Here is a 10,321-nt window from a genome sequence, read left to right as displayed (position 1 = left end):
ACGAGAAGCTTCGCGCCACGGCGTTTCGCCATAGCGATGGCCTCTTCGTAGGCACTGCAATCCACCTTCAGGTGGCGAAGATTGACGGGGCAGAGGATTAACTTGGTGTTGCGGGGCATCGGATCCTTTCTCAGATTTTTTGCATCAGTCTTGCCAGGTTGACCATGTGAGGCTCACCAGAAGGACCAATCAAGCATAGCACAACATGAGCTTCCGTCCGCTTCGGCTTCCGCTAGTGAGCCTTCGCTTTCTGCTTTGGGCTGATTGTGTTGAAGAAGTCGGCCTTTTGGCCGCGAGGACATTGCAGTCGCATTCGCTTCGGCCGGTCGCTCAGGCCGGAGCTGGGGTGTCGGGGATCAGTTTCGCGAGTTTCCGAAGGTTCTGGGCGGTTGCGGCGAGGAGGAACTCGTCTCTGGCGCCGTTGGGTCCGCGGAGGCGCAGCCGGTCGAGACCGATGATGCGCTTGAGTTGATGAGCATCAAAGTTCGATCAGCAGCTTTCTGACAAAGTGGCTTCCTGATCATAGGAGGATTAGACATGTCAGAGTGGAATCCAACTAGAAGTCTGAAGCCGACCTCGCCATGTGCGCTTTTCTTTGCAACCTCTGCACTCATAGTTTGTGCAGCCCAGTTGTTCGCGGGCCCCATCCATGAAGCTGTGCGAAACAGTGATGCCGAACTGGTTCGCAAACTGATAGCGGAAGGTGCCGACGTAAACGAATATGGTGCGCCGGGTGGCCCCCCGCTCCATTGGGCGTCTGCCCGTGGTGACGCAGAGGTGGTCGCTATTCTTCTCAGCAACGGCGCTGATCCAAACATGATGAAGAATAGCAATGACGTTAACTCTCCCCTTCGCCTCGCATCTGAATTTGGTCACCTGGAGGTTGCCAAAATCTTACTCGATGCAGGAGCCGATCCGAATATCGGCGCCAATGACCACAGAGTATTGCCGCTACACAAAGCAGCGGAAACCAATCATCCTGAGATTGTGGCACTGTTGTTAGAGCGCGACGCCATCTTGGAACCTCAAGCTGGCAGCGATCTAGACACACCACTTCATCATGCAGCACGTTCTAACTCCATTGAAGCATTGGAGGCGCTTATTGATGCGGGGGCGGACATTAACTCTGTTAATGGCAATGGCTCTACGCCCATACATGTCGCCATCAACTTCAACAGAACAGGGTCAGTGCAGAGACTGCTAACGCTTGGAGCCGACCTAACGGCGGTCGACAAATCGGGCTTAACCCCACTTGGCCTTGCACTGGAGCGCGATCGTGATGAGATGGCCGCGATGCTAAGAGCCGCAGGAGCAAAAGAATAGCTCACTCGAATTGCTTCGGGCTAGGCAAAGCCGTTGTGTTGCTCTCCGGACCAACAATTGGCGAGCATCGAGCCTCCGCTGGGCCTGCACCGCGGTCATTGAAGTAAGACCGAAGAGCGCTGGCTTCGAGCCTAAGGCGCTAACGGGCTTTATCGCGCACGGCGTCACACTGCAGCATTAAGCTGTCGATTGCTCTCAGTCCGAAGCCTTGGCGAATCTGCAAACCTTTCCGTAAGGTCAGGTTTATTGAATTCAAAATCGGTGGGCGCTGGAATGCTTGAGGCATTAAACGAGGCCGAATTGGCCCTTAAGACCTATTTCGATCAGCATCACCAAACCTTGCAAAGCTACATTCTCGGCATTTTTGCAGGTATAAATTCAATTAGGATCGTAGCCTATGTGCCTCAGATCGTGAAAGCCGCACGCGACGGAAATGGTGCCTCGGCCATCTCCTACACGACGTGGTCGCTATTTCTGATCTCTCACATCACGACCATACTCTATGCAGTTGTCTGCCTCGCAGATTTGGTTATGGCAGCAATCTTCCTTGGCAATGCGTTGGCCTGTCTCGCAATCATCTTGATCGCCTCGCGCAATCGACGGCACTTCGAAAAAAGGGCACTGCGATAAGTTCAAGCGCTAGCTGAAAATGGCAGATTCGGACAAATTGCTCCGCAATGCCCCGAATTCGACTTCCGCCACACACCCGACCGAGCGAACAGAGCACAGGCATGCGCTACGGGCTCTGGGAGAATTCTGCGCGCTTTACATTCGGACTTCTTGCGCTGCTTGCTCAATTCAGGAAGCCCCAAGTGTCTCCTATGTCCGCTTCTCGGACATCGAGCAGTTTCATCCAAGCGTCCACTTCGAGCCCGGAGCGGACGTTGACCGTTGGGAACGTCGCAGTAGCACAGGAGGCCTGTGCAGCGGCCGTTGAACGGTTATGTTATGGGGGTTTGTTGGTGCACAATTCGCAACCATTTCCCATCATCCTGCAGGTAGGTGGATGTGCAAAGGGCTTCGTAGATCGGTGTGTCTCCGCGTTCTGCTGAGACGCGGTAGGCCAAAACGGTAACATCCTTTTCTTGCTTATAGTATCGCTCCGAAAACACGACGGACCGCCACCTCTGCGCGACTAAGCTCTCGCGCCAAGCAGTGTCGCCCTGAAGTATTCCCGGCGGATAAGGGAGAACAAATACGGCGCCCTTTGCCGTCATCGTCCGCGCGCTGTCAGCGCCTTCCGTCCAAAACCGCTCTTCAATTGCCCAAAGCTTGTCTTCGTCTGTCATAGTCTACCTCCATTATCGTAAGATGCTCTATCGCCCGAGGGTGTAGATCGATCGGCGACAAAAAAGACTGTTGCCTGATACGCTAGCGACGGTTCGTTAGTTTCCCGAGAGTGCTTTCTAGCGCGCTTTTCATCTTACCAGCTGCGCCCCTCGTCGCCTGTTCTAAAGTTGCGGCCGCATCCGTGACGACAGTAGGCTGCTGGCCTTTGAGGCGTGCTTCCAGGACGCATTTTACATCATCTGGGCCGGTCTTGTCGGCGTTGGCATCACTGAGATGGACCTCAATTCTGGTGATATGTTCTGCAAGGTAGGCCAGATCGTGCTGTACCAGTCCCATAATTTGGGCCGTGATGGCTTCACTCCCCTTGATGCTGTTATCTGTACTGACTTCGATCTGCATTTTGGCGTCCTTCGAAATATCCCCAACAATTGGTAGGGATAGCTTGGTAAGGAGCACGACGCTATCACCCTAGGCAGCGCTGTGCGTTGCTTTGAATCAAATGTCGGACCGATGGAGCTTGCCTAATGGCAGCTATGTCCGCACAGCGGTCACTAGCCAGATTTGGGTGAACGACCGCTTTCGGCGTAAGCCGCCACTGGGAATTTTGCGCCTAAGGTCAGCTTCGCGGACGAAGCGGGCATTGCGGTATGTCACGGGTCGGAGCGACCGTGCCCGGACGGCTTGGAACTTCGGCACACGGGCTCGGCATGAGAACGCCCGCCCTCCGCTGGCCAGTTGCGAGCGACGAGCGCGCGACCCTTCAAAGCGTTTCGCGCCACCCCCACCTGGTAGCCAGGTCAAGACACTCGCGCCAGGAAACCACCTTATCGGTGGTTCCAAGGCCGCGCATCGAAGCCGCCGCCGATGCATGACCAAGATGGATGGCGTCAGTTATGCTCCAATTCTCATGAAGGCCATAAAGCAGACCGGCGGCAAAGGCGTCTCCGGCACCGTTGGTGCCCTGAATTGAGTCCAAAGGCACCGAAACCGAAGGGATTGAGAATTCTCCGCCATCTCGACTGAGCGCGACGGCTCCGTGCGGGAAATGCACGACAACAAGCTGCATCGCTCCCGCTTCGAGCACCACCCGGGCCGCGTCAACACAGCTCTGAACATCTACACCTGAAGCGGATTCGCCGGGCAAACCGGCGATGGCCGCAATTTCGAAATCATTGACAACCAAAAGGTCCAAATGCGCCAAGCACGGACGAACCAGTTCGGCAATCCGTTCCGCCGAGACCGAGCACAATTCAAGGTTGGTGGCAAAGCTGGCTTTTTTTGCTTCCTTCAACACCGTGACCCAGCCATTCGGGTCGTCGCCCCATGCGGCATCCATTTTGGCGTGAACGCCGGGAAGGCCAAGATGAAGAAAGCGGGCGCTTGAGGCAGAAAGATCGAAATGATCAGGCGTCAACTCGGCCGCTGTACCCGGAAGATACAGGTGGGTGCGCCGTCCAGAAGTTTGAGATGTAAACGCATCCGTGTGCGAAGTTCGTCCGTTATGGGCAACCCTCAGGCCGGACCGTTCAATTCCCGCTGCATCCGCCTCGGCCAGCAGAATTTTTCCGTCCTCGTCGTCGCCGACAAGGCCAATCGTCGAGACGGGCATATCCTGATCCAGGCGCTTCATGTCGACCGCAAGATTGCAGGCCGATCCGCCGCCCCGCACGTCATTGGTCAGGATTTCCACGACCATTTCTTCGGAGGGCCAGTCCGAGACCAGTTTGTTGTGATCGGCACACCATGTTCCACCAGTCAGGATGCCTCGCCGCGAGGCCAATCCCAGCCTCATTTGGCCTCCGCCATCAAAATCGGGTCGGTCACCTGTCGATCGGCCTCAAGAGTCCGGATGGACGATATCCCCGATTTCCCAAGGTGATCGTGATAGGCGACGACCGCTTCCTCAGGCGAAATGTCTCCCTCGACCACCCGCCGCATCGAGTGGACGATTTCCACAGGGTCCTCGGCAAAATAGATCTTGCGGCCGAAGAGCGCCACTCGGGCTCCAAACCGCTCGGCCTGGCTTATCAGTTCAAAAGTGTCCCGAGCCGTCCCGGCGCTTCCACCAAGTATGCCAACGATAAGGTTTTCGGGATCGAATGCGGCAAGTTCGGCCATCGCACGTGGGCCGTTGTACTGCATCTTCAGAAAAAGCGGCCGATCTGCACGCGCGACCCCGGCAAGACAACGCACGATGGCGTCGTTGATGTAGACCCCGACATCTTCGCCGCCCGTATCGATGGGAAACGCCGGATTGAAAACTTCCAGAAAGTGCCTCATGCCGGCCGCGCCGGCCTCATCGCGAAACCGGGAATAAGCTTCCAAAGTAGCCACGTCACGTTCGACATCGTTGTAGAACGTCACCGCATAGAGCCCCAGGTCGCAAAGCGCGCGCGCCCGGTCTATCCGCGCGGTTCGAAATGCCTGCGCTGCGTGGGCTCGGTAGCTCGCACCTCGAAATCCCCAGATGTCCGTACCCTCGTTCAACCGAACGGCGGGTGTCACGTCATACGAATGAAAATCAGTTTCCGCAGCAAGCGCCTCGGCGGAAGAAAGCGACATCAACATGATATCGATCAGGTCAGAGGCAACCATCTCTTTCATGGCGGATCTGTAAACCGATATCGGTTTGGCAAGTCCGGTCTCGCTATCGATCCCCGTTGCGCCAGCGCCGCCCCCCATGTCGCCGTCCTTGGCGTCCGCAATGACAAAGTCCCGGGGCGTGTAGCTTCCACTGCGGATACGATCCAGTTTCTGATCTAGCTTGAGCAATTTTGATGGCACCTCGATCTCCGAACTCGTTCGTTGCGCGCTGAGAGCCAGCGCTTGTCAATTGGATTTAGCTCGGTGTCTCGCGGATAGCCAATGGTAATGAATGCACCTGTCCGCTCGGCACAGGCTTCCAAGGGACAATGTGTGAGCAACGAATTTCGACCGCCACGTCACTGAAGAAAGTCGCGCGACTGGGAATGGCGCCTTTGGGCCCTTCCCAGTCATCTGAGCATTTCTGGCGGATGACCAGTCTTGCCCGCCATCCAGTCATTGACGGAGCCGACGGCGCGGATTTCGGCGGGAACGTCTGCTTTGTGCGGGAGCGGACTTGGACCAGATCAGGCTCTTTGACCGGATCGCGGACACAGCTGCCGTTTGGGCGCGCAGTTTATCACCGCGTCTATCCGACGTGGATCTGTGATAAGATGCTCTAAAGGAATGTCCGTAGGTGTGATGATGCCCGAACCTTTCGACATCTACTCAAGGTCTATCGATGCTGATCCGTTTCCTGGCTACAAGCGGCTTCGAGATGAACATCCATGCTACTGGAGCAAGACCGCTGGCGTCTGGATTTTATCTAGATACGAAGATGTCTTTGCTGCCGCCCAAGACTGGCAGACCTTCTCATCGTTGAGTGGTAATCTTGTAGACGAAATACCCGGTCGATCCGGTGGCACGCTGGGGACGACAGACCCGCCTCACCACGATCGCCTACGTGTTTTGGCCCAAGCGGCTTTCACGCCTAAGGCCGTTCGGGAGCTGGTGCCCGTCATTGAGGACGTAGTCAGCGAAGCCATTGCTGCATTTGCCGACCGCGAGGAGTTCGACTTCGTCCAAGACTTCTCAAGCGTTGTGACGGTGGGGTCGATCTTCCGGCTTCTCGGTTTGCCAGAACGTGATCCGAAGGAGATGCGTCGGCAGGTCGTTCTGTCCATTTCAACAGACAAGAAGCTTCGCGGACGCAACTCTGAACTCAATCGAGCCTTCGCAGAGTTGACTGAGTTCCTTGCGGAAGAAATTGTAATCCGACGGGCAAAGCCAGCCGACGATCTGATTACTGCCCTGGCTGAAGCCGAGGTCGATGGCGAGCGCCTCACAGAACGTGAGGTCATGCTGACCACGACGATGTTTGTCGTGGCAGGGGTTGAATCGCTCTCGAGCTTCATGAGCATCTTCGCTCTAAACATCGCAGATCACCCCGAAGCGCGCTTTCGCATTGCGTCTGATCCCAGCCTTATGCCGGCTGCTATTGAGGAATCTCTACGCTTCAATACGTCAGCGCAGCGCTTCAAACGGACCGCAAAGAGAGAAGTCGAATTGCACGGTAAGAGGATTGCTCCAGGCGATACAGTCGTTCTCGCCTACGGTGCAGCTAATCGGGACGAGCGCAAGTTTCCCGAGCCCGACCAGTTCGATATCGATCGCAATCCGCGTGGCCACCTCGGCTTCGGGACAGGCAAGCACTTCTGCATCGGAAGTGGCTTTGCCCGGACCGTCACGCGGATCGCTATGGAGAGCTTCTTGGGGACCATTCCGAATTTCGAGGTCAGGCACCGGGATTTTGACTGGGTTCCCTCCTCGAATTTTCGAAGTCCCGCGACGCTTCCATTTCGGAGGACTTAAAGCGGTTTCCCTTGAATGAACGCTTTGCGAACGACGCAGACTCCCGCCGGGTCACTTGATAAAGTTGTATCGGTGAGGACTTGTGCAGGGAGAACGCCAATGGACCTCAATAGCACACTTGTGTCGGACAAGCTGGCCATTCGGGAACTTGTAGATCAATGGATTATTGCAAGTGACTCGGGGCTGTGGGGCCTTTTTGACGAAGTCTGGCATGACGATGGAACGATGGCTGCGACGTGGTTTCAGGCGAGCGCGAAGGATTTTGCTTCGGCGCGCCGGAACGGATTCCAGGCAGGGGTATCGATTATTCACGCCAACCTCGGCCACATCAGCGAAATCCGAGATGACAGGGCAATCGCCCAGACGAAAATGACGATTAGTCAGCGCGCGGAGGTTCATGGTGTCTTGGTCGATGTCGTTGCTACTGGGCGTTTCTACGACTTCCTTTCGAAGGAGGACGATGTTTGGCTCATGGTTCGAAGGCAGCCCATCTATGAAAAAGACAGGATGGACCCCGTAAGTCCCGGCGCCTCACTGGAACTTGACACGTCAATTCTGGAGAGGTTTCCCACCGGATATCGGCATCTGGCGTATCTGCAGACGCAGATCGGGTACAAGGTCAAAGAAAAGGGAATGCCCGGGATAACCGGGCCTGAGGTCGAACGTCTATATTCGGAGGGAGGGAACTGGCTGGATGGAGCAGACAGTCCAGGTGCAGTTGGATAGCCGACAGCAGCTCAGCCGGCATCAATGACCGCTCTGCGGGACACAGAAATCCTTCGGATTTACTGGGCAAAATGGAATATTGCGTGCAAGCTTGGGCATGCTGACGAAAGAGACCATCGCCATCGCTTCGATCCGTGTGCCGGTTAAACGGCGGAAGACGCTTGAAGCAGATAAGGTATTGTTGTTGGCCGAGGACATTCTTGAGAACGGGCAGCGAACTCCAATCCGAGTTCGGGAGGACGGCGATGGATATGTCTTGATCGAAGGATTGCATCGATTAGAGGCATTAATAGCATTGGGCGAAGAAACGGTCGAAGCCTACAAGGTCAAAGCGCGGCTGCACTGAGCAAATCACCAATCAAGATCAGCACACAGGACAAAGTAATTATTGCTCGGTTTACCTCGAAGCGTTCGCGGGCCGAGCATCGTCGCGGTTAGCCGTCGAACTTGCGTCGAGACCTGCTCATCTTCGGTTCTTCTAGATTTCTAATGCATAGAACTGCGTAAAAAGGAAAGTTTAAGGCCGCTTTAGAAAGTTTAAGCCGCTGAAAAAGGACACTTAAGAACGGAATGGTCCAAGAAATAGCTCAAACAAGTTCGTAATGCCGCACTTAGGAGCTGAGCCAATGACCATTTTGAACAGCAATTCCAATCTCAGTAAACGCGTCCCCGGGATACACAAACCGCGCTACACCTCTAAAGCGGAATTCTGGCAAGTGATCGACCTACTCGAGACTGTTTTCCTCCGGAGGGAGCCAGACCCCGAAAAAGAGCTTTCCAGGCGTGCGCTCCGCGAAGCTGCCCGTATCCGCGTTGACAACCTGTTGCGGTGAGGTGGTTCCATAGCATCAGCGGAAACAGCGACATTCTTGCGCCCAACTCCCGATGCCTTTGATCGATTTCTGTTTTTCAAACCTCAGGTATGCCGCAAGCAGGCAGTGCGTCACTGAACAACTTCAGGATTGGCGGGTATTTGAACGGCGTTGTATCCAGCGTGTATCTCAGGGTCAGGTCCGAATTAATCTTCAATAACTCGCGTGCCATACGCTTTGCATCCTCCAGGCGACCGGATCGCCAATACCCACACACGAGCGAAAACACAGTTGAACCGTAGGTCGGAGCCTCATGATAGGAGTCTTCGAGCATGGCAATGGCTTCGTTCGTACGACCGAGGCCCAACATAATAGGGCCCAACGCGCTGCGTGCGAAGCCATGACTCGGGTCAAGCGGGTTAAGACGCAAAGCCCGTTCAACGTCTGAAAGTGCTATTTCGAACTGCCCTAAATATGCATGAATCCAGCCTGAGGAGCAAAGCACTGTGACGGAATTCGGGTTTAGCGACTTGGCTCTACGGATCGCCACCAGACCGATCTCGGCACCCTTGTCGAGATAGGCTACGGTGTGTGCAGCGTAGGCAAGTGTGATCGCATCGCTGGTGCCGCTATCGAGAAGTCCATAAGCGTCGGGCAGGATGTGCACCGCGTCGCTGTGGGAGATGAACCGGCCGCCACAAGCCCCTGTATAGGACCAGCATCTTAGCGCCTTCGCATAGGCATAGCCTGGATCAAGGTCCACTGCCTCATCGAGCAAGCCGAAAGCGCTGGCGAAATCCTCTGGTTTAGATGTGAAGCGGATCATAGGCTCGGCCCGGAGGCAAAGATCATAGGCGCGCAGGTCGTTCTGTGGCTTTTCACGGCTCCGAATGGCTTCGGCGGATCGTAAGTTGGGCTCTATCGCGGCAGCGACGTTCTCAGTCAAACGGTCCTGCAATTCGAAGATACCTTCGAGTGTGCCGTTGAAGCGTTCAGACCATATTACACGCCCGGTTGTGGCCTCTACGAGCTGCACCGAGATTCGTAGAATCTGTCCCGCCTGCTGAACCGAACCCTCGAGTACGTAGCGCACTCCCAATTCACGGCCCACATCTGGTAGGTGCACTGTGCGACCCTTGTATGAAAAGCTGGACGTCGCCGCGATGGTGAAAAGGCCCGAGATCTTCGTGAGCGCACCAATGAGTTCGGTGGCTATGCCTTCCACAAGATACTCTTGCGACGCGTCACCGGTGAGGTTGGCAAAAGGCAGCACTGCTAGGGACGGGATATCAGGCAGTGCAGGTCCTCGCACTGATGGCGCATGAACATCTCCGAGCGCCAATTTATAGCCGACGCCGGGAACTGTTGAAATCGATTTCGCTCCGAGAGCTTTGCGAAGCGTTGAGATTTGAACCGATAAGTTGCCCTCTTCTACCGCGAGTCCGCCCCATACAGTTTCCAAGAGTTCCTGCTTTGTAACAACGCGCTCACTATTGGAAGCAAGGAGGGCCAAAACATCGAAGGCTCTCGCGCCGATGGAAACGAGCGTGCCATCGACGTGTAATTCACGCGTAGCGACATCTAGCGAAAAGGGCAGCGCAGAGGTTGTCATCCTGGAACCGATCTCGGAACTTAACGCTATCTTACTGGATCAAGCCTTGTTTCCAAAGATCTCGATAGAATTTTGACGCCCCGAAAAGGAACTCTGATCGCCGGCTCATTACGCTGCGCGGTCCTGCTCGCTTTGGGCTGTGAAGGGTCGCCTGGGGCTTCGC

At 55.5% G+C, this 10,321-nt stretch carries 11 protein-coding genes; 6 read left to right on the top strand and 5 right to left on the bottom strand.

Going from position 1 to position 10,321, the window contains the following annotated elements:
* Nucleotides 1-537 precede the first annotated feature (537 nt).
* Complete coding sequence (locus ACKLNI_RS03535; protein ID WP_413717633.1) at nucleotides 538-1,323, top strand: ankyrin repeat domain-containing protein; 786 nt, start codon at nucleotides 538-540, stop codon at nucleotides 1,321-1,323.
* Between the two features lie 273 nt (nucleotides 1,324-1,596).
* Nucleotides 1,597-1,953, top strand: coding sequence for a hypothetical protein (locus ACKLNI_RS03530; protein ID WP_413717632.1), 357 nt, complete (start codon nucleotides 1,597-1,599; stop codon nucleotides 1,951-1,953).
* Between the two features lie 311 nt (nucleotides 1,954-2,264).
* Here the strand turns inward: ACKLNI_RS03530 and ACKLNI_RS03525 are convergent, their stop codons facing one another.
* The 4 genes from ACKLNI_RS03525 to ACKLNI_RS03510 form a co-directional block, all read right to left on the bottom strand.
* On the bottom strand, nucleotides 2,265-2,612 hold the full coding sequence (locus ACKLNI_RS03525; protein WP_413717631.1) for a hypothetical protein: 348 nt from the start codon (nucleotides 2,610-2,612) through the stop codon (nucleotides 2,265-2,267).
* A gap of 82 nt (nucleotides 2,613-2,694) precedes the next feature.
* The gene (locus tag ACKLNI_RS03520; RefSeq protein WP_413717630.1) at nucleotides 2,695-3,012 is read right to left on the bottom strand and encodes an HPF/RaiA family ribosome-associated protein; all 318 of its coding nucleotides are present in this window, start codon (nucleotides 3,010-3,012) and stop codon (nucleotides 2,695-2,697) included.
* 361 nt (nucleotides 3,013-3,373) lie between these two features.
* Nucleotides 3,374-4,405: a carbohydrate kinase family protein gene (locus tag ACKLNI_RS03515; protein WP_413717628.1), complete on the bottom strand. Its 1,032-nt coding sequence runs from the start codon at nucleotides 4,403-4,405 to the stop codon at nucleotides 3,374-3,376.
* Nucleotides 4,402-5,397 carry a hypothetical protein gene (locus tag ACKLNI_RS03510; protein WP_413717627.1) on the bottom strand — a complete coding sequence of 332 codons (996 nt, stop codon included), beginning with the start codon at nucleotides 5,395-5,397 and terminating at the stop codon, nucleotides 4,402-4,404. Before ACKLNI_RS03510 ends, ACKLNI_RS03515 begins: the two co-directional genes overlap by 4 nt.
* Nucleotides 5,398-5,823: 426 nt before the next feature.
* On the opposite strand from ACKLNI_RS03510, the gene ACKLNI_RS03505 reads away from it, so the two are divergent.
* The 4 genes from ACKLNI_RS03505 to ACKLNI_RS03490 all read left to right on the top strand — a co-directional run bounded on the left by ACKLNI_RS03505 (nucleotide 5,824) and on the right by ACKLNI_RS03490 (nucleotide 8,567).
* Nucleotides 5,824-7,008: a cytochrome P450 gene (locus tag ACKLNI_RS03505; RefSeq protein WP_413717626.1), complete on the top strand. Its 1,185-nt coding sequence runs from the start codon at nucleotides 5,824-5,826 to the stop codon at nucleotides 7,006-7,008.
* Between the two features lie 99 nt (nucleotides 7,009-7,107).
* The gene (locus tag ACKLNI_RS03500; protein ID WP_413717625.1) at nucleotides 7,108-7,734 is read left to right on the top strand and encodes a nuclear transport factor 2 family protein; all 627 of its coding nucleotides are present in this window, start codon (nucleotides 7,108-7,110) and stop codon (nucleotides 7,732-7,734) included.
* A 97-nt stretch (nucleotides 7,735-7,831) separates the two neighbouring features.
* On the top strand, nucleotides 7,832-8,080 hold the full coding sequence (locus tag ACKLNI_RS03495) for a ParB N-terminal domain-containing protein (protein WP_413717624.1): 249 nt from the start codon (nucleotides 7,832-7,834) through the stop codon (nucleotides 8,078-8,080).
* A gap of 280 nt (nucleotides 8,081-8,360) precedes the next feature.
* Nucleotides 8,361-8,567 carry a hypothetical protein gene (locus tag ACKLNI_RS03490; protein WP_413717623.1) on the top strand — a complete coding sequence of 69 codons (207 nt, stop codon included), beginning with the start codon at nucleotides 8,361-8,363 and terminating at the stop codon, nucleotides 8,565-8,567.
* A 76-nt stretch (nucleotides 8,568-8,643) separates the two neighbouring features.
* Here ACKLNI_RS03490 and ACKLNI_RS03485 read toward each other — a convergent pair whose 3' ends face one another.
* Nucleotides 8,644-10,158: a winged helix-turn-helix domain-containing protein gene (locus tag ACKLNI_RS03485; RefSeq protein ID WP_413717622.1), complete on the bottom strand. Its 1,515-nt coding sequence runs from the start codon at nucleotides 10,156-10,158 to the stop codon at nucleotides 8,644-8,646.
* Nucleotides 10,159-10,321 lie beyond the last annotated feature (163 nt).

Source organism: Silicimonas lutimaris (assembly GCF_047314965.1).
Classification (GTDB): domain Bacteria; phylum Pseudomonadota; class Alphaproteobacteria; order Rhodobacterales; family Rhodobacteraceae; genus JAVJUV01.
This window is presented reverse-complemented; position numbering and strand designations above follow the sequence as displayed.

What these genes read in the sequence shown, in the direction of transcription:
- ACKLNI_RS03530 (WP_413717632.1), top strand. Translation starts at nt 1,597, where the DNA reads ATGCTTGAGGCATTAAACGAGGCCGAATTGGCCCTTAAGACCTATTTC.
- ACKLNI_RS03515 (WP_413717628.1), bottom strand. Translation starts at nt 4,405, where the DNA reads ATGAGGCTGGGATTGGCCTCGCGGCGAGGCATCCTGACTGGTGGAACA.
- ACKLNI_RS03490 (WP_413717623.1), top strand. Translation starts at nt 8,361, where the DNA reads ATGACCATTTTGAACAGCAATTCCAATCTCAGTAAACGCGTCCCCGGG.
- ACKLNI_RS03500 (WP_413717625.1), top strand. Translation starts at nt 7,108, where the DNA reads ATGGACCTCAATAGCACACTTGTGTCGGACAAGCTGGCCATTCGGGAA.
- ACKLNI_RS03505 (WP_413717626.1), top strand. Translation starts at nt 5,824, where the DNA reads ATGTCCGTAGGTGTGATGATGCCCGAACCTTTCGACATCTACTCAAGG.
- ACKLNI_RS03495 (WP_413717624.1), top strand. Translation starts at nt 7,832, where the DNA reads ATGCTGACGAAAGAGACCATCGCCATCGCTTCGATCCGTGTGCCGGTT.
- ACKLNI_RS03535 (WP_413717633.1), top strand. Translation starts at nt 538, where the DNA reads ATGTCAGAGTGGAATCCAACTAGAAGTCTGAAGCCGACCTCGCCATGT.
- ACKLNI_RS03485 (WP_413717622.1), bottom strand. Translation starts at nt 10,158, where the DNA reads ATGACAACCTCTGCGCTGCCCTTTTCGCTAGATGTCGCTACGCGTGAA.
- ACKLNI_RS03525 (WP_413717631.1), bottom strand. Translation starts at nt 2,612, where the DNA reads ATGACAGACGAAGACAAGCTTTGGGCAATTGAAGAGCGGTTTTGGACG.
- ACKLNI_RS03520 (WP_413717630.1), bottom strand. Translation starts at nt 3,012, where the DNA reads ATGCAGATCGAAGTCAGTACAGATAACAGCATCAAGGGGAGTGAAGCC.